Source organism: Neolewinella antarctica, assembly GCF_011927835.1.
In the GTDB taxonomy this organism is placed as follows: Bacteria; Bacteroidota; Bacteroidia; order Chitinophagales; family Saprospiraceae; genus Neolewinella; species Neolewinella antarctica.
Window position 1 is genome coordinate 1113535 of record NZ_JAATJH010000002.1, and the last position, 19047, is coordinate 1132581.

Annotated in this window: 17 protein-coding genes; 11 read left to right on the forward strand and 6 right to left on the reverse strand. The window is 54.0% G+C overall.

What is annotated here, in order from left to right; translation table 11 throughout:
* Positions 1-37: 37 nt before the first annotated feature.
* The 8 genes from GGR27_RS09665 to GGR27_RS09700 all read left to right on the forward strand — a co-directional run bounded on the left by GGR27_RS09665 (position 38) and on the right by GGR27_RS09700 (position 10545).
* Positions 38-1081: a lactonase family protein gene (locus tag GGR27_RS09665; protein ID WP_245184510.1), complete on the forward strand. Its 1044-nt coding sequence runs from the start codon at positions 38-40 to the stop codon at positions 1079-1081.
* A 62-nt stretch (positions 1082-1143) separates the two neighbouring features.
* Positions 1144-2262, forward strand: coding sequence for an MBL fold metallo-hydrolase (locus GGR27_RS09670; protein ID WP_168037208.1), 1119 nt, complete (start codon positions 1144-1146; stop codon positions 2260-2262).
* Positions 2263-2394: 132 nt separating this feature from the next.
* Complete coding sequence (locus tag GGR27_RS09675; protein WP_168037209.1) at positions 2395-3129, forward strand: 3-keto-disaccharide hydrolase; 735 nt, start codon at positions 2395-2397, stop codon at positions 3127-3129.
* Positions 3130-3163: 34 nt separating this feature from the next.
* On the forward strand, positions 3164-4282 hold the full coding sequence (locus GGR27_RS09680; protein ID WP_168037210.1) for a glycerate kinase: 1119 nt from the start codon (positions 3164-3166) through the stop codon (positions 4280-4282).
* A gap of 347 nt (positions 4283-4629) precedes the next feature.
* On the forward strand, positions 4630-5781 hold the full coding sequence (locus GGR27_RS09685) for a hypothetical protein (protein WP_168037211.1): 1152 nt from the start codon (positions 4630-4632) through the stop codon (positions 5779-5781).
* Between the two features lie 191 nt (positions 5782-5972).
* Positions 5973-6902, forward strand: coding sequence for a DUF4249 family protein (locus GGR27_RS09690; protein WP_168037212.1), 930 nt, complete (start codon positions 5973-5975; stop codon positions 6900-6902).
* A 112-nt stretch (positions 6903-7014) separates the two neighbouring features.
* On the forward strand, positions 7015-7938 hold the full coding sequence (locus GGR27_RS09695; protein ID WP_168037213.1) for a DUF4249 family protein: 924 nt from the start codon (positions 7015-7017) through the stop codon (positions 7936-7938).
* Positions 7939-8139: 201 nt separating this feature from the next.
* Positions 8140-10545, forward strand: coding sequence for a TonB-dependent receptor (locus GGR27_RS09700; protein ID WP_168037214.1), 2406 nt, complete (start codon positions 8140-8142; stop codon positions 10543-10545).
* Between the two features lie 17 nt (positions 10546-10562).
* Here the strand turns inward: GGR27_RS09700 and queE are convergent, their stop codons facing one another.
* The 4 genes from queE to GGR27_RS09720 all read right to left on the reverse strand — a co-directional run bounded on the left by queE (position 10563) and on the right by GGR27_RS09720 (position 14668).
* On the reverse strand, positions 10563-11198 hold the full coding sequence (gene queE, locus GGR27_RS09705) for a 7-carboxy-7-deazaguanine synthase (protein ID WP_168037215.1): 636 nt from the start codon (positions 11196-11198) through the stop codon (positions 10563-10565).
* A 187-nt stretch (positions 11199-11385) separates the two neighbouring features.
* Positions 11386-12333, reverse strand: a complete 948-nt coding sequence (locus tag GGR27_RS09710) for an NAD(P)-dependent oxidoreductase (RefSeq protein ID WP_168037216.1) — start codon at positions 12331-12333, stop codon at positions 11386-11388.
* A 79-nt stretch (positions 12334-12412) separates the two neighbouring features.
* Positions 12413-14290: a M56 family metallopeptidase gene (locus GGR27_RS09715; RefSeq protein ID WP_168037217.1), complete on the reverse strand. Its 1878-nt coding sequence runs from the start codon at positions 14288-14290 to the stop codon at positions 12413-12415.
* A 3-nt stretch (positions 14291-14293) separates the two neighbouring features.
* A complete protein-coding gene (locus GGR27_RS09720; protein ID WP_168037218.1) occupies positions 14294-14668 on the reverse strand; it encodes a BlaI/MecI/CopY family transcriptional regulator in 375 nt (124 codons plus the stop codon).
* A 322-nt stretch (positions 14669-14990) separates the two neighbouring features.
* On the opposite strand from GGR27_RS09720, the gene GGR27_RS09725 reads away from it, so the two are divergent.
* Positions 14991-15605: an L-threonylcarbamoyladenylate synthase gene (locus tag GGR27_RS09725; RefSeq protein ID WP_168037219.1), complete on the forward strand. Its 615-nt coding sequence runs from the start codon at positions 14991-14993 to the stop codon at positions 15603-15605.
* Positions 15606-15690: 85 nt separating this feature from the next.
* On the opposite strand, the gene GGR27_RS09730 is transcribed toward GGR27_RS09725, so the two are convergent.
* Together GGR27_RS09730 and GGR27_RS09735 are read right to left on the reverse strand one after the other, a co-directional pair.
* Positions 15691-16968, reverse strand: coding sequence for a hypothetical protein (locus GGR27_RS09730; RefSeq protein WP_168037220.1), 1278 nt, complete (start codon positions 16966-16968; stop codon positions 15691-15693).
* Between the two features lie 187 nt (positions 16969-17155).
* The gene (locus GGR27_RS09735) at positions 17156-17377 is read right to left on the reverse strand and encodes a hypothetical protein (RefSeq protein WP_168037221.1); all 222 of its coding nucleotides are present in this window, start codon (positions 17375-17377) and stop codon (positions 17156-17158) included.
* A 152-nt stretch (positions 17378-17529) separates the two neighbouring features.
* Here GGR27_RS09735 and GGR27_RS09740 point away from each other — a divergent pair, with 152 nt between their 5' ends.
* On the forward strand, positions 17530-18339 hold the full coding sequence (locus GGR27_RS09740) for a beta/alpha barrel domain-containing protein (protein WP_168037302.1): 810 nt from the start codon (positions 17530-17532) through the stop codon (positions 18337-18339).
* Between the two features lie 90 nt (positions 18340-18429).
* Positions 18430-18930, forward strand: a complete 501-nt coding sequence (locus tag GGR27_RS09745; RefSeq protein WP_168037222.1) for a hypothetical protein — start codon at positions 18430-18432, stop codon at positions 18928-18930.
* Positions 18931-19047 lie beyond the last annotated feature (117 nt).

The window sequence follows — 19047 nt, forward strand, 5'->3', positions numbered from 1 at the left end:
CTTACCGCAGCCCATTGGGGTGCAAAAGCTCAAGAATATGCTTATAGTTGGTGGATACACCCAACGAGTGGACGAGAATACCCCGGGCAAAGCCCGGGGTATTTCTGTTTATGACTGGCTGCCCGGGGAGGCGGGCCTGAAGTTTCTCGGCTTCGTCAAAACGTCGAATCCTAGTTACGTACTGACCGACCAGTCGCGGCAAATCATCTATGCCGTCAACGAACATTCCGCCGCGGAGGGCGCGGCGGTGGTGGCCTTTAAGGTCAGTCGGAAGAAAGAGGATAAACTGTCGTTCCGGGAAATAGGACAAGTGCCGTTGGCCGGGGACGATCCGTGTCATCTTGCCTTCGCGGGCCGCAACCTCGTCGTGTCGTGCTACACGAGCGGGCAGGTCATGATTCTGCCGCTCGATGTGGAAGGCGCGTTGGGTACGGTGAGCCAGACGTTCACGTTCGCGGCGGATAATGGCCGGGAAGCGCACGCGCACTGCTCCGTGTTCCAACCCCTGCCGGCACAAATCCTGGTAGCGGACCTGGGGTCGGACCGGCTACGGGTCCTGCGCCGGGAAGACGACGGTTCCTTTACGCACGCGGCGGAACTAGACCTTGAATTTCCGGACAAACAGGGCCCGCGCCACGTTGCGCTGCACCCCACCGGGCAGTACGCCGTCGTCAACGGAGAGCGGGAGGGTAGGGTGCGGCTCCTCACTTTATCCGGCGACCGGCCCCGCATCACGCACACGGCCAATGCCCTGCCCGAACGGGTGCTGGACGAGGCGTGGGGCGCGGCCATCCGCATCAGTAAAAACGGTAAGATGGTCTACACGACCGACCGGAATTTCAGCGTCGTGCACGCCCTGCGCATCGACGAGCGGTCGGCCGTCGTGCGGTTCCGGCACAGCGACCCCAGCGGTGGTGACCAACCGCGGGACGTAATCCTTTCGCCCGACGGCGACTGGCTGTTCACGGCCAACACGGCGTCCAGCTCGGTGGGTATTTTCAAGATCGACCCCAGTGGAGAGCTGACGCACTACCGTACGGTCCCGAAAGTACCGACGCCGACTTCCTTCGCTTGGTTGTAAGTTTACGTTAGCGAAACCACCGCACCAATTTGCCCTTCGGTATCGCGCGCAAGCATGTCATCATGAAACCACACTGGTTGTTGGGTCTGGCCTTGTTGCCGGTGGGGTACATCGCGCGAAAGGTGCGTAATGACCCACAATTTGGCGCGGGCGCGGGTGCCATGAAACGGGGGAGAAAGAAAAGGTCGGTGGCGTGGAAAATGGGCTCGTACCGGAACCTAGACAAGACACCGATCAAAGAAGATTTTAGTAGTTTGTTGGGCGATCTGTATGGTTATCTGAAGGCAACGAATACGCAACCTTCGAAACCTCTTCCGATCGCGGTCGCCAACACCAATTCCATGGTGGACCCCACGAAGGACTACCTCACCTGGTTCGGCCATTCCGCGTTGCGGTTAGAGACGGCGGGGAAAACCTTGTTGCTCGATCCGATGCTCGGTGAGTGGGTTGCTCCGGTGCCCTTCCTGGGCCACCGTTTTCCTTACAAAGATTATCACCCCGTCAGTGAAATTGGGGATGTCGATTTGGTTGTCTATTCTCACGATCATTACGATCATTTAGACTACGATACTTTTCTCGCGCTCAAGGACCGGGTCAAGCACTATTTGGTGCCAATTGGCGTCGGCGCTCACCTGCGCGAATGGGGTGTCCCCGCCGAAGAAATTACGGAACTGGATTGGTGGGAGTCTGCTGAACTAGCCGGCTGTGATTTTACCCTCACGCCGGCCCGCCACTTCAGCGGCCGGGCGACGGGGACGCGAAATAAGTCGCTTTGGGGTGGCTTCGCCATTCGGACCTCTCTGGATCATCACCTATTCTTTGGAGGCGATAGTGGTTACGGCAGGCACTTCAAGGAAATTGGAAAAAGACTCGGCCCATTCGACGTCACCATGCTCGATTGCGGACAGTACCACGACCGGTGGAAAAACGTTCACATGCTTCCCGAAGAGGCATTGCGGGCGCACGCGGACCTTGGGGGGGTAAGCTTGTTACCGATTCACTGGGGCGCTTTTAGCCTGAGTGACCATTCCTGGTCGGAGCCGGCGGAGAGAATCGTGGCGGCCGATGATAAGAATGTTGTCATCAGCCCGATGGTGGGGCAACGGTTCGATCTTGATTTGGTAGAAAAGTGTAAGTCGGAATGGTGGAAGTTCGATGACTTTGTGCCAGAAGCAGAATAAGCCCTCGTCCGGAAGTAGATCCAATTATCCCCGCTTTTTGACCAACTTAATTTGCACCCGCGACTGCGCCAAATTACTGGCCGCAGGCAGTGCATTGTTTCTATCTTGCTCCCACAATGTAAAAGTCGATCCATGAAATTTATTTACTTAAGCCTCTGTGTTTTACTGGCTTTTGGCCTCGATGCACAGATTACCGATCCGAAAGCAACGGAGTTTTATACCCCCGTCCCCCCGAAAGTGGAATCCGGCGAAAGCATTGGCACTCCGCCGAGTGACGCCATTGTGCTACTCGGTCTCGAAGGGGATTTGAGTGCATGGGTTGCGAAAAAAGATAGCTCCCCCGTAGCTTGGACCGTCGCGGACGGTGTCATGACCGTAAAAGCCGGCACCGGAGACATCAAAACCCGCCGCACCTTTGGTGACGTCCAACTACACCTAGAATGGCGGAGCCCGAACGAGCCCGACAAGGAAGGGCAGAACCGGGGTAACTCCGGCGTTTTTCTAATGGACCGCTACGAAGTACAAATCCTGGAAAGCAACGGCGGCGAGACTTACACGAACGGCCAGGCCGGGAGTATTTACAAGGAAAGCCCACCGCTCGTCAACGTGACTAGCAAGATGGGTGACTGGAATACTTACAATATTGTATTCATGAAGCCCCACTTTAATGCGGACGGAATGCTCATCCGCCCGGCTACCATTACGGTGCTGCACAACGGCGTTCTCATACAAAATCACTGGGAGATCAAAGGCGTGACCGAGTACATCGGCTTGCATAAATACACGGCGCACGGGGATGATGTGATCAGTCTGCAGGACCACAGTAACGAGGTTTCTTATCGGAATATCTGGGTAAGGGAGCTTTAACCGGTCATTGGTTTACGATGAAAATGTAGGTATTGTGCGCGTACTCATTTGTCCGGATAAATTTAAAGGATCGCTAACCGCGCGGGAGGTGATCGACAGCATTCGATTGGGTATTTTGCAAGCTGACCCCACGGCGCAAATTATTAGCCAGCCACTGGCGGATGGTGGGGAAGGGTCGTTGAGCATCGTCCGGGACTTATTTGCATTACAAGAACACCGGCTGGAAGTAACCGGCCCGTTACGCCGCCCGGTGATGGCAACTTATTTGATGGGAGACGGCGTGGCTTACATCGAATCCGCCAGCGCCTGTGGCTTGCAGTTGGTACCGCCGCACCGGCGCGACCCGGGATTCACCACAACGATCGGCGTGGGGCAATTGATTGAAGACGCGTTGGCGCGGGGGGCGAAGGAGATCAATCTGTTTCTGGGGGGAAGCGCGACCAATGACGGGGGCGTGGGCATGGCCGCCGCACTGGGTTACCAGTTCTTTAGTGACCGGGGGAATGACTTCGTGCCTAGTGGAGACTCTTTGGGTTACGTCACCAAGGTTGATGCTTCGGGGGTAGGGGAGGTTTTAAAGAAGGCAACCGTCCGGGCGATTTGTGACGTGCGGAATCCTTTGCTTGGGCCGAATGGCGCTACGTATGTCTATGCGGTACAAAAGGGGGCTACGGTTGAAGAATTGCCCGTGCTGGAAAACAACCTTAGTCATCTGGACGCGGTGCTGGAAGGAGTATCATCACAGGACACACAAGAATTACCGGGGGCCGGCGCGGCGGGTGGGCTTGGCTACGGCGCCGCTGTTTTTCTCGGCGCAGAACTGATTTCCGGTTCGGACTGGCTAATGGACGCGGTGAACCTGCGCGGTCTTATGCAAGAAGCAGACTTGGTGATTACCGGCGAAGGGAAGGTCGACCGGCAGACGCTTTCCGGGAAGGTGGTCGCTGGGGTGGGGCGACTGGGGCTGGAGCTTGGCGTGCCCGTTTGGGCGGTGGCGGGGGTGAATGAGTTGGGGCAGGCGGAGTTGCCGGCGGGGGTGGCGCGGGTGCTGGCTTTGGTGGATTTGCCGGGGGTTACGGTGGGGCGGGCGGTGCGGGGGGCTGGGGGGCTTTTGGTTGGGTTGGTGGCTGGGGAACTAAGTAGTGATAATTAGGTACCACTAATTACGTGTTACACTGTGTAAAGTAGTTGAATGAGCGTTTATAAGATCGACGACGAAAGGTAGTTAGTACTTAATTTCAGTCAACTGGTAAACGTTAAAAAAGTGTTAACGTATTTAATCGGGGGTCGATGTGTACTTGACATTGACTTTATCAATATATATTTATACCATACATCCAGTATACCTTTGCTTAATAGCTGTTGCTAGCTACTCCAAATAGGCCCGTTTGTGGTGAATAAATTTAGCTGCTAAGCATCTCTCATTTTATCTAAAATCCTTTCTAATGTTTACCCCCCCCCACGCGGAGAATAGCCTTCGCCGCACTCCTTCTCTGCTCCGTGTTCTTCTCCTGTGAGGACCAGGACGTACTCCAGCCCGAAGCTGCCTTTCAACAACCTACGGAAGTCATTTCGTTAGACATCCCGACGGTTGATTTGAGTGAAATCGACTTTACGGTAGTGGATGGTATCCCTAGTTTTCCGGACCTGATGGAATTTAGTAAAGCTAAGGTAGCCGTTACTAATGCCGATGAGGAAGAACTTCGCCTCTGGACTAAGGCCAAAGGTTTTCAGAGCATGTTTTTCACTTATGACCAGTGGTTAGAAGATTTGCCGGATGAGAAGCCAGCGGTGGATATCACCATCCCCTCTTACGTTCACGTAGAAAAAGACCGCAAAGGTGGAGATGACTTTTTTGATGTCAATTCCTACTCTTTAATCAACAGCTTTCTCGTGAACAGCGATGGCGAATTTTTCATCGGGCAAGGACTACACAAAGTCAGTAAAAACCACCACGTGCAGGTAGTGTCCGGTGATCAATCGCTACTGGCACGGGCTACAACTACCCTTACTACTGATTCTAGCGCTGGTATTTTTGTTGACTATTACGATGGTCGTACTTTCGACATGAGCGATATAGAGAAGGCACCAGCGGAGAGCTTAGTCCAATGCCCCTACCTAAGGACCGTGGACTCTCATACCGGTTATTATCTGGAAGCTGAGAAAGAAATTAATACACGCGTATTACGTGGAGGTCTTACCGTTAATCTCATGCAAGTAAGGGACAGGCAAGGTGCACAAGAGATAAGCTATTTCACGGAAGTTTACGCCAAAAATACAAGGTATAATTGGCCCAGAAGACGTTATATCTTAGCGAATGTGCGCGTAAGAAGCCTTGTCAACTTCGACATGTTACGTCGTCCCATCGGGGCATTCGCTCCACAGGGTTCAGGTGATGTTGACAATATTTCTTTCGTTGAGGGACAGAGTGGACCTGCTGATCTCTCATCATTTAACAGGGAGTTAGGAATTGTCAAACTGGCGGGTTTGATAATTGATAGCGGTGTGTACACCCGTGAGCAATTCCGTAATTATCAGGGGGGCTCCTTCATTCTAGACGATTTACGATACGATATCTTTAGGGGCCAAGTTCGTGCCGAATGGGACCAAACCGGTTGGCGTGGAATGCAGACTGATGTCGGATGCCGATAGTGAAATAAAACAACACTACTACATTTACTTAAGCTAGAAGATGCCGTGCGTACGCGGACAATATCTTGTAAGTCAAGTAGTTATTGTTAGTCATGGAAACTAGTCCATAGTTAGTTCTTTCTAGACACTTAAACTAGCCTCTCGCTGTTTCCTCTTGGAATAGTGGGAGGCTAGTTGCAATTATAACCTACATGAAGATTTTGATTTACCTGTTATCACTGGCAAGCCTTTTCTCATGTGTAGAAGGTGAATTCGACCTACCTGAAACATCAATCGAACCAAAGTTAGGCGTCATGGCATTTTTGATGGATAGCACCCTGGCGGAAGTCAGAATCAGTAAGTCGCTCACGCCCGCCAGTTTGGAATTAGCGTACCGGGTTCCGGATGCTGAAGTGAAATTGTTCAAAAACGATAGTTTACTGACCAATTTACAAAATTACCCGGCCTACGACGCTAAATCCTGGAGATTTGGTGGATACCGGAGTTCGGTATACTTGAGCGATGAAATAATAATTGTTGAAGAAGGAGCTAACTATCATTTGGTGATCGATGCGCCTAGTTATCCGACGGTACGTAGTGAGGCCGTGGTTGCAATCACTACCCTGCGCGACGTTAAATTAGAAGCTACATTCAGTTTTACGGAACCCGATTTTTCCGGGAAATCACGTAAAATTATTGATAAGATGTCGATTAAATATACTAACGTTGGTGACATGACGGGTGAAATTTATGTCACAACAACATACCAGAATAATTCACCTGATGTATTTGGTTTGCCGATCAAATATGATCGAGATACGAGTGTGTACCACCATGATTTTGTATACGGAGAAGAATACCTTCGCCTTGATCCTCTTTCAATGGGCTGGCAGACATTTATAGACCCCACTAGTCGAAAAAACCCCAATCCATTTGGTCTGCTCGGTTCTCCAACCTCCTTGAGTATAATACGGGTGCCGGAGGCATACACTAACTTTTCCAATATCGTAGTAGCTCAAGACTTGCAAAGTTTATCCGGACTCTACGCCACTTCCCCCACCACCGTGCCGACAAACATGATTGGGGGATACGGCATTTTTACGATTATTGAGCGCCACCATGGTTTGTTCGATCTTCGGTAGCCGAATGGTTTTCACTTGTCCTGTGTGGATACGCTTCGATGAATTTATGTGCAGCTAGTTTACTTAAGAAGGTATTAATGAATTAGCTTAACCGCTCGTAATTTTTGCTAACATGAAAATACTAATCAGTCTGCTATTATTGTCGAGTCTGCTCTCCTGCGTAGAAGGCGAATTCGATCTTCCCGAAACATCCATCGAACCAAAGTTAGGTGTCATCGCATTCTTAATGGACAGCACCCTGGCGGAAGTCAGAATCAGTAAATCGCTCACGCCCGCTAGCCTGGAATTGGAGTACCGAGTTCCCGACGCGAAGGTGAGGTTATTTAAGAACGATAGTTTGTTGACCACCTTGCATAATTACCCAGCGTATGATGCGAAAAGGTGGAGATTTGGTGGATATACGAGTTCAGTATATTTGAGTGACGAAATAGTAGTTGTCGAAGAAGGGGCCAGGTATCACTTAGTGATCGACGCGCCTAATTATCCCGTGGTACGAAGTGACGCTGTAGTAGCAACTAATGCCCTGAGCAATGTCGAAGTTGAAGCTGTTATCCGGTATTTACCACCTAACTTTTTAGGAGATTCGTTTAGCATTATTGATACTTTATCAATCAAATACTATAATAGTGGTAGCATAGACGATGAAATTTATGTTGCTGCTTCTTTCCGAAATTCATCACCTGATGTAGCTGGTTTGCCGTTTAAATTTGATCGGGACACGAGCATCTATCACCATGATTTTCCGTATGGTAGGAGCCAGCTTCTTCTTAACCCTATTTCAACGGACTGGCAGACATTTATTGACCCTAGCAAATATAGGATAAACTCCTCAAATTTTGGTCACGATGCTTCCATTATTGTGATTCGAGTGCCGGAACAATTCACTAACTTTTCCGACATCGTAGCAGCTCAGGATTTACAGAGCCTATCCGGACTCTACGCCACCTCCCCCACCACTGTGCCGACGAACATGATTGGCGGATACGGCATTTTTACGATTATTGAGCGCCACCATGGTTTGTTCGACCTTCGGTAGCGGGACGGTTTTCACTTATGCTTTACAGAAACGCCTCAGTGAATTTATGGAGTAGACATTTTGCGTAAGAAGGTGTCGATGAATCAGTTTAACCGCTCCCGAAGCGTGCACAATTATTTTCGTCAAGAGTCGAATCCTATTTATCGCAAGAACGAGAGCAGCGTCCGGGCGTGATTAACTGTTTTTATTCAATAATATTTTATGATTAATCGAACTGGCCGGGTGTTTAGCTTTCAGTACAAAATCAGTGTTAATCCTATTTCTATCCGGTTGGGTATCGTGCTTTTAGTGGGTGGATTTATTTCTCTCTCCAGTTTATCGGCACAAACCACCTTAACGGGAGTAGTCCGCGACAGCCTTACGCAGGAAAGCCTGCCCTTCGCCAACGTCCAGAGCCACGACGGCAAAATAGGCGCAACCGCGGACGAAGCGGGGTACTTCAAGCTGCAACTCCCCGAACCCGGCTCCACGGATTCCTTCAGGATCACCTACGTGGGGTACCGAATGGGCAATTTCGCGCTGGTGCCCGCCGCTGGTACCCAACCCACCGTGTTTTCCCTGGCGGCTTCTTCCCTGCTGCCCACGGTCGAAGTAACCGTGCCCGGCTCGACGTTCGGCCCCACCGCGGGCGTTCTCACCCCGTCGGTCGCCGAACTGAAACGTACGCCGGTGTTGTTCGGCGAGGCGGACCCCCTAAAGAGTCTCGCGCTCCTGCCCGGCATCAGCAGCGGTAGTGAAGGCAGCGCAGCCATCAACATCCGCGGCGGTAATCCTAACCAGACGGATCTACTGATTGACGGTAACCGCATTTATAACGTGAACCACATCGGTGGCATCCTCTCGGCGGTGCCTACCCTGGGTACGAAAACGGTAACGGTTTACAAAGGCGGCGTCCCCGCCAGGTACGGCGGCCGGCTGAGCGGGGTGGTCGACATCACGTTGCGGGAAGGACGCCGGGACAAGTTGGTGAAAACGTTCGGTATCGGTTTTGGAACCATGCAGGCGGCGCTGGAAGGTCCGGTGGGGAAAGATAAGCAGGGCTCCTTCCTGGTGACCGGTCGCTACTCCTACCCGTCGATCATCAATAATCTCGCTAACAGCGGGAGCTACGAAAAACTGGAAAGTGGCTCCCACGAATCCATCAGCCTGTACGACTTCGTCGGTAAATACCGCCGCGACCTCGGACGCCACGTCGTTACGGCCTCCGCATTCATCAGTGGGGACAACGGGTTGACGCAGAACGACCGTAATTTTAATTTGTCAGCCGACGATTTTGCCTGGGGAAACCGATCCTTTACCCTGAAACACCAGTACCGCTCACCCGGCGGTGGCGTGTGGTCGAACTCGTTACAGTACCTCAACTACTCCTACCAATTCGACCGCTGGGTGAAACCCGACGACCGGTCCGATCGCGAAGTAACCATCGCCCAGCGGGAACTGAGCAGTTCGCTGAACGACGTCGTGGCAACCACCGAATACGCCTACGGCTTTAACCGCCACCTGGACGTCTACGCCGGGCTCTACACCGCCGGGCATTCTTTCCGGACGGCCATCGAAGATAAGTTCACTACGGGAGAGCTGACGCAAACATTCGACCGCACGATCGGTCAGGACTCCCTCGAAGTTGCCCTGTACGCTTCGGCTGACGTGAAGCTATTACGGGATCGCTTACAGTTGATGATGGGGCTGCGCGTTAGCGGCCTCGGCCTCGCCCTGCCCCGCAACGTGGAGCCGCGCCTTCGCCTGTCCTACAATTTCTACGAGGGCTTTTACTTGAATGCCTCCTACGATCATCACTTTCAGTACGTACACCAGCTCACTCCGAGCATTTCTCTGTACCCCAATGAGCTCTATTTGTTAGCCAACGACCAGTTCCCGGCCGAGCGCTCCCGGCAGGCCGCGGTGGGTGTTGGTGGCCTGCACGGATCGCTCCAGTGGTCGGTCGAAGCTTTTCACAAACGGCTCGACCAGTTGGTACGGCTCAACCCCGGTCAGGAACGGGACGCCGATTTCGTCGAACGGTTTCCGCAAAACGTAGTGGGGGACGGTGAGGGAGAAGTCCGGGGGCTCGAGATTTACCTCAAACGAACCGGTGAGAAATTTGATTACAGCATCGCCTACACCCTGAGCAGATCGGACCGGCGGTACGACGAGGTGAACGAAGGCCGGTGGTTTCCTTTTACCTTCGACCGGCAGCACGATCTAGGTATTACTACCTCGCTTGCTATTGGGAAGAAGTGGCGGCTCAACACCGCTTTTATCTATCAGTCGGGCCACCGCTTTACGCTGCCGCTGGCCAGTACGGCCTTTTTCCAGGTTTGGGGTGACTACAACGACGCCCGACTGCCCGCCTTCAACATTCTGAACGTCAGTGCATCGAAACAGTGGCGGGGTAAGCGGCGGGCGAATCGTCACCACGAGTTGACATTTTCGTTGTACAATGCTTACAACCGCCCCAACCCGTACACGCTCGAATTCGGCAACTCCTGGTCGCAGGGCATCGACCCCCAGACGGGTCTAGTAACCGAGGTAGTTTCGCTGGAAGTAGTCACGTTATCCGCTTTCCCCATCCTCCCCGGCGTCAATTATACCGTCACGATCAAGTAGGTTGCTTAGGCGCCACGTCAGTCGATCCCCATCATCTTGTGCGTTTGAAGGCTAATTCGCCACTGCGGATGCGCCATGCAGTAACCAACCACCGCCGGAGTGTTATCGGTGCCGGGTTCGTCCTTAGGTTGGAGGAAGAAGTGGGTAAAACCCAAATCCGTAAAAGCCGGCGGCTGGGCTCCCCATTCCGGTTGCGGATAAACGAGCTTCAGTTCGTCGCCCACGGTCACCACTAATTTTGCGTTGGCTTTCGGGCTGACGCAGACCCAATCAATACTCTCCGGAACAACAACCGTCCCGTTCGTTTCCACGGCCACCTCGAAACCACGATCGTGCAGCGCCTGGATGAGCGGCTCGTCCAGTTGTAGCAGCGGTTCGCCACCGGTGCACACGACGTAAGGCGTACCCCCACCCGGCCATAAGCTCGCGACTAGGTCAGCGCATTCCTGCAAGGTATAGCGCCCTCCGTTTTGTCCGTCCGTACCAATAAAGTCCGTATCACAAAACTGGCAAACGGCACCACTCCGGTCCTCTTCCCTGCCACTCCAGAGGTTGCAACCCGCAAAGCGCAGGAACACGGCGGCGCGGCCGGCTTGGGCGCCTTCGCCCTGGAGGGTGTAAAAGGATTCTTTTATTTTGTAGGTACGAGCCATTAGGCGGCAAAGGTATTGCTTCCGACGGATTTGCTGCGCAGTACTTCGTGCACCAGAGGAAGTTGAGGAGGGTAAAAGAGGAGGTATGACACGACCGTGTATTATTCGGGCTATAATCAGCTCAAAATCCACAATGCCAGTCGCGCATCTTCACTCTTTCCTCTTACTTCTTTCCTCCCCTCCCCTCCTACCTCCCCCGAAAAGCCGCCTCAATCTTAGCGAACAAAGCGTGCGCGTGCCCCTCCTCCGCCTCGGCGCTCCACCCGGCGATGTGCGGCGTTAGCACGGTCCGCTCACTCCGGCGGAGGTACTGAAACGGTTCCGGTAGCTCGTTGGGTGCGAGGTGGACGAAGCTTTGCTCTTCGTATTCGTGGACGTCCAGCGCGGCACTCAGCACCCGGTCGGCTTCCATCGCGGCAACCAGGTCTTCCGTATTCACGAGCTGCCCCCGGGCGGTATTGATCAGGTAGATCGGTTTGGCGAAGGCATTAAACCAGGCGGCGTTCGCGTAGTGGTGGTTGCCCTCCAAAAAGATGTGGAGGGATACTACGTCAGCTTCTTTTTGCAATTGATTCAGCGTTATTTCCTCGGCGTATTCGTCCCCGTAGTTTTTACGAAATTTATCGTGCGCCAGCACCCGGCAGCCGAAACCGGACAAACGCTTGGCCGTCTCCTGGCCCATATTTCCGTAACCGATGAGGCCCACGGTGAGGTGGCCGAGCTCGGTGCCAATGTTGCCCCGCCGGACCCACTCACCGCCGCGCACCTGCCGGTCCGCCCGGCCCAAATGGTTGAGCAGCATCAGCATCATCCCGAGCGTATGCTCCGCAACGGTGTGCTTACTTCCCTCCGGGCTGTTGAATACTTTGATGCTCCGTTCCTCCGCGTATTTAAGGTCGATGTGGTCCGTCCCCACGCCCCAGCGGGCGACGAAGCGGAAGTGGGCCGGGCAGGCGTCGATAAGTTCGCGGTCGATGTCCAAACGGCTGCGAATCATCAGCCCGTCGTAGAGTTGGAGGGCCTGGAGGACGTCCGGGCGGGTCAGGTGGTCGAGCTCGTCCACCGTGTGGCCCTCCAGCGTGAGGGCGTTTTTCAGGTAGGGATGGGCGGCTTTATCGAGGAAGGCTATGCGCATGGCGGCGAAGGTACGGTGCCGGACAAAGGCTGGCTGGTCGATAGAAGCGTTATCCCCGAGCTACGGCTACCTCTCGGTTCTACCGCTCCCGGTGTTTCTCTTTGAGAAACTTGCGGGCGTATCTCTTTTTCAGCGTGACGAATATCGCTCCTTCGTAGTCACTTAGGTCTAGTTTGCTCAACGGTTCTGCTCCTTTGATTACGCTGATCGCCTCGATGTGCTCGGGGTTTAGTTCGTTAATCGGGTCGTCATTATTCGGGTTTCCGTCACTGGGGATGGAGTGGACCAGGACGTCCTCGATGAAATAGGCAATTTTGCCGGTCATCTTCACCTTGGGTACCGGGGCTAGTCCCGTCGGCCACTGCACGGGTTGTGCGTCTTTGGCCACGCCGGTCGCCTGGTTCGTGGTTATTTCGACGAGTCCGTCGTGACCTGCGAAGCCCATTTCCGCCAATTTTTCGGCGTCATTAACCACGCTGATTTTTCTTACATTCGTTAGCTCCAGATCGTCAAACCTTGCCCCGTCGACGATTTTTCCGTCCAGGCGGATAACTGATTTTTCGGTCACTTCGTAATCGCCAACGCCGTCGTTGATAACGAACACATTCCGCTTTTCTTTTCCGGGTGCTCGGGTTGCCTGAGCGTCGCTACCCACGGTGGGGATGTCCCGGGCAGAACGATTGTCGCTTTTGATCTTGAGGTTACCCGGCGGGATGGTATCGTGGATCAGGGGCGCGGTCGCCCCGACTAAGTGCGGGACTAGCTGGCGCGTCGCGGGTGCCAGGTTTTTTGGGGAAGGAGCGGGGGGCGTGTGGTCGTTACCGGGGGCCGTTTGTGGGGACGGAGTTAGGGTTTGTATCGTAATGGGAGAAAGTAGTTGATCCGGTTCCGCATTCGGGGTAAACACCAAATCACCCTGTTCTTGCAAACAATCCACGGCACCGGCGTCCGCGCCCAAATCAGTATTTGCGTAGCTAAAATGACCCACACCCAGTAGGACAACGAGCAAGGCCGAGAGCGCGAAACGGCTATTTTCGGGGGCTTGCTCCGATGAAAGGAGCCGGTGAATACGGGACGAGAACGGCGTTTTAGTAGCACTCATGGCTAAGGGGTTTTGGGTGATGGAAAACTGAGCGGCCGCAACCAGGGCGGAAGCGTAAATGCGTCGGTCGGGGCAATACTCCGCCACCCAGTCGTCGCAGCGGTGCTCCCGCTCCCGGTCGATGAACCGACTGAGCGCGTGTACCGCCGGGTGGTAGAAAAATACGGCCCAAAGGATCTGCTGCGGGTAATTGAGCAAGTGATCGTAGTGGCGCAAGTGGGCGATTTCGTGGAGTAGCAACGTACGGGCCATGGCTGGCGTTAACTGCGCTGCCAAGGCTACTGGTAGCACAATAACCGGCGACCAGAAACCAAGCGTCATCACCTCCGTCGCCACTCCACTCAGGTGGATGGTTACCCGGCGGGTGACGGGGTGATCGTGAAGTAGCTCCCGTACGGATTGCGTCCATTCAGTGGGAATGTCCGTGAGGCCAGTACGCTTGAGTACGTTGATTTTAAGTTGGTTAACCCACAGGAGGTAACAAACGGGTATCAGTCCGGTAAGATAAATAATTGATAAGAAAGGAGTTATGGTACCTAGTCTGTCCGACCACGCACTGATTTCTGGACCAGTAGCCCAAAAATTACCGGTCGGAATAAATACCGTCGGCGGGGCGGCAAGTAAAATATTTTCGCAAACGGGCGCTACGTAATAGCCATCGTAGAGCGCGTAACCAAAGCCAGCGGCCAGGGCCCAGAGCGCGGCGTAGCCCAGGAAGTATTTTGCGTTCGCGGAAGGGAGAAAAGGCGCGACCGTGCGCACCAGCGCGTACAGCAGCGTACCCATCCAGAGGGTGTGTAGCAGGGCGAAACCAAAAGCGGTCGCGAGGGGGAGAAGGGAGGTCGTCCAGTCCATGACTTAGCGTTTTTGGCGTTTGATCCAGGCTTCCAGTTCGTCGAGCTCCGCGGCGCTGGGCGTTTCGTTACCGAGCGCCCGTAGGGCGAGGCTGATCTTGCTGCCACCGAAGGCGGAGTCGGCCAGCTTCCCGAAAAGCGACTGCTCGATGGCTTCGCGGGGGACGGCCGCGACGTAGGTGTGCGTCCGTTGGTCCGTGTTTCTGGTGACGAGGCCGGATTTATTCATGCGCTGGAGTTGCGTCAGGACGGTGCTGTAACTGACCTTGCGCCGGTCCTGCAATCGGTCATGTACCTGCTGCACGGTAGCTGGTTGCTCCCGCCAGAGGAGGTCGAGGATTTCTAATTGCGCACCGGAAGGATTGGGATGATCAGCCACGTTGTTTACTTTGCGGTGAAGATATACTACAAATGTAATACTACACAAGTAGTAATGCAGAGTTTTCTTCGCGGTCGGCAAATTATGGTCCGTGATTTTTATCCACTGAGTCGTTTCTGGTCAGGTGGGTGCCACGCACCGGAACACGATTGTGCCGTATTTTCTACCAACATGGGCGGAATATGGATAACTTACTGATCGGTCGGGCAACAACGCGAAATATACCTTTGCGTGGATTCCTGGTCCGCGTGGTGAGATTCGCATAATTGTGTGATCTTACCGCAACATTTTCTTTTAACCCACACACCAAAACACAGCGCCCATGCTTGTATCCATCAACGCCGACAATCCCCAGGGTCGCCTCATCCAGCAGATGGTCGACATTCTCGAAGACGGCGGCGTCATCATTTACCCCACCGACACCATTTACGGCATCGGTTGCGACATCACCAATAAGAACGCCGTGGAGCGCGTCGCCCGAATTCGCGGCCTCGACCCCAGTAAGGCACTATTCAGCTTTATTTGCCAGGACATCAGCCAGATCACCGAATATTCGAAGACGATCAACAACGACGTCTTTCGGGTCATGAAGCACAACACCCCCGGCCCCTTCACCTTCATTCTCAACTCCAACAACAAGACGCCCAAAATCCTGAAGAACAGAAAGGAGACAATCGGTGTCCGCCTGATCGACAACAACATCGTCGACGCGCTGGTCCGTGGCCTGGGCCGCCCCATCCTCACCGCCTCGGTGAAGAACGAGGACGATACCATCATAGAATACTTCACGGACCCCCACGACATCTACGATCGCTACGGTAAGCTCGTCGACGCCGTCATTGATGGTGGCCCGGGCGGTACGGAGCCGAGCACGGTGATTATTTGTACCGGAAACCAACCCGAGGTGCATCGGGAGGGAGCCGGAAAGCTGAAGTGATTGATTTGGATTTGTTTGAGCGGTCCTCGTAATATTGCCTGAAGGGTGTGGTCTTGTTGCTAATCTACTTCCGAGTATCGCTCAATCATTCCACCTGAATTAGGTAAGGTTGTAAGCTAATTCCGCTGACGTCTCTAAACCCAGGGCCCAGGTATACCTCGCGTAACACGCCTGGTGGGAGATCTTCGGTGATAAAAGTGAACGTAAGCTTATCCTCCTGAAAGCCGACAACCGAGTCGATCCAGATCGAGGTACTTTCCCCACCCGGCCCGTAATTGAAGTTGCGGTAGCGGATGTCCATCGGTTCGGAAAACTGCACGGTGAAGGTATTTTTATCCCGCACGAGACTAGTAACGATGGGTCGGTCCGCCGTGTAATTCGCGCGCAACTGAGCTATCGGTTCGGATAGAAATCCACTACCGTCAATGATGGCGTCCACCGCATCACTATCCGTATAATCCATTTCGATGAGCTCACGTACGGCCACTTTTTTGTCCGCTGCTCTTTCGTAATGTCGCTGACTAATGGCGTAGCCTACGTAATATCCCAGATCGCGCTGCCCGAATACGTTGGGTGCGTTGCTCCAGAGCCATTTTGAGGTATTGGTTTCGGAGAACATTTCCGTCTCAAACACTGACCATACGCTATCGGCGTGTGCCTGGCCGAACAGGACGGACGCGTAGGGTTCTGCTCCCGTAGCCGTACACGAAACGAACTCCGCTACGCCTTCGTAAAGGCACCGGCCCGGTAGGTTGTCGGGGATTGGCTCCTGCTGCGTATGAACGAATTCGTGCACGAACAGTGTGTAGGCATTGTCAATCGGATTAGTAGCGAAGTAAGCTTCCCGGGCTGGCCGTACGTCTTTCGGAAATTCCGTTGTCACAACATTACTGTCGGCGAGTGTGGATTCGCTCCCGATGAGTACAAAACTATCCACTGCGGTGCCGCCCGTCCGGAAGGCACCGACGCCGAAGTAGATGCTGGCTGGTTTTGGGCAGGGGTATAGTCGTTTTAAGTCCCGAACGCCCGCCTCGATCCGGTCGGCCAACTCGGGCGCGCGCAAGGTGTTTTCCCGAATCGATGCCCAGAATTTGGGGTACGCTTCGATGTTGGCCAAGTATTCTTCCGCAGTGTAATTGCGAACCTCGCGAAGCTTATCGAGGCCCGGCGTAGCGCGGTCCAAAAAAAGTGTTTGCAGGTACTCACGCTTGGCCAAGCTATCGTCGGTAGCGATGATTTTATCGTATGCTTCCCAGTAATGGTTGATGTCCTGAGTGTAGATGGGGACGGCAGACGTCGGCTGACGGCAAGAACCCACCAGCATAAATAAGCAAACGCAGGAACCATGGAGAATAAGTTTCATGCCGGCAAAGACGAAGAAGCTTTTAATAAGGTTGCTTTACAGCCGGTTCCAACTAGTTGGCTGCCGTACTTACGCTCTTACAAACGCCAAGGAGGAATACAACAGCGTCCACCTAAAACAGTGGATGGAATAGAGAACTAGAAAAATACCTGTCAGTAATGCAGACCGCAGACCATAGACCCACCCCTCAAGCCTCCGTCCGCTCCCAATTAGTACTCCCCACGTAAATCATCACCAAGCCAACAATCACCATCCCCAGCCGGACCGCGAAGGAGAGCGCCACGTTGTAGCGGTACAGCCAGTCGAGAAAGATCAAGTCTACCCCCACCATATTGATGAACAGCGTGAACAGGCCGATGATCAGCAGGAGAAATCCGATGACGCGGATGGAAGTAGCGTTCTTAAGCATGGCTCAGTGGTTTAACCGCAAAACTACGCCCGGCCACGTGGTGTTGACGGTTTACTACACTATTTTACCGTTCTCTTACCTTGTTTTAGCCTTTACCGACCGTGCCCACCACCACACCAACCATCAAGATCATCGAGTGCCCCCGGGATGCCATGCAGGGGCGGCACGACTTTATTCCTACGAAAGTGAAGTCCGCCTACATCCAGCAACTGCTGGCCTGTGGGTTCGACACGCTCGACTTCGGAAGCTTCGTCTCCCCCAAAGCCATCCCCCAGATGCGGGACACGGCGGAAGTACTGGGCCAGTTGGACCTGTCCGCCACCGCCACCAAACTACTCGCCATCGTCGCCAACATCCGTGGTGCCAAGGACGCGCTAACCCACCCGGAAATCGACTACCTTGGTTACCCCTTCAGCATCAGCGAAACCTTTCAGCAGCGGAACACCAACGCGACGCTGGAGGAGAGCCTCGACCGGGTGAAAGAAATTCAGGGCATGACGCTTGCGGCCGGCAAGGAGATGGTGCTCTACATCAGTATGGGCTTCGGTAACCCTTACGGCGACCCGTGGAATGTAGAAGTCGTCGAAGCGTGGGTCAGTAAGCTATCCGCGCTCGACATCCGCATCTTCCAGCTTTCCGACACCGTTGGCGTAAGCAGCCCCGCGAACATTTCTTACCTGTTCAATAGCCTAATCCCCAGTTATCCGGACCTGGAGATCGGCGCGCACCTGCACACGACCCCCACGACCTGGGAAGAGAAAGTAGTCGCCGCCACCAACGCCGGTTGCCGCCGCTTCGACGGGGCGATCCGCGGGTTCGGTGGCTGCCCCATGGCCAAAGATGACTTGACGGGTAACATGGCTACGGAAAATTTGCTTGCCTACTTGGGTTATGGGGCCACGGGTATCGACGAGACTAAATTTCGGCAAGCCATGGCCAATTCCGCCGGCGTTTTTCAGTAGAGTGGAATGACTTGTGAGAATTAAGCGTAAAGAGAATAGACCCCAGACCAAAGACTTCAGACCAAAGACCAAACCGTACCTTCGCCCCCCATGCGTTTTTCCAACCTATCCCTCCTTTTCGCCCTGCCCATCTTCCTGGCTTCCTGCGAAGCGGACCCTGCACCCGCGACCGCGCCCAAAACGGAGTCCGACATCTCCACCACCCTCCTCGGAACCTGGGAAACGGTGGAGGTCGACGTGATTTACCGGACCTACGAAAACCGCGACACCAGCTTCCAACAAGTTATCCGTGAGGCCGATTGGGGCCGGCTGTTTGGCGTCCGCCCCGCCCGCACTGAGTTTATGGCGGATGGCAAACACAAGCGTACCCATACCCTCACCAGCGGCCAGGTGGCCGACGTCACGAACGGCCTGTGGAAAGTGCAGAGTGGCGACAGCCTGCTCATCATCGAACCCAACAAAACGTTTTATTACGCCCACGAACTTACCGGCGACCGCCTCGTCCTCACCGGCGTGGTCGACTACGATTACGACGGGGAAGCGGATGACGAATACCGGTCGGTGATGCGTTTGGTTAGTCGGACCAAGTAGGCTTGTAGGCGGTAGTGGGTAGGCGGTAGGCTTGCGTGATAGGCGTCTCGTAAAGTACTACCGCCTACCTGCCTACCGCCTAATCTTCCTACCGCCTAAAATTCCATCTACTACCGG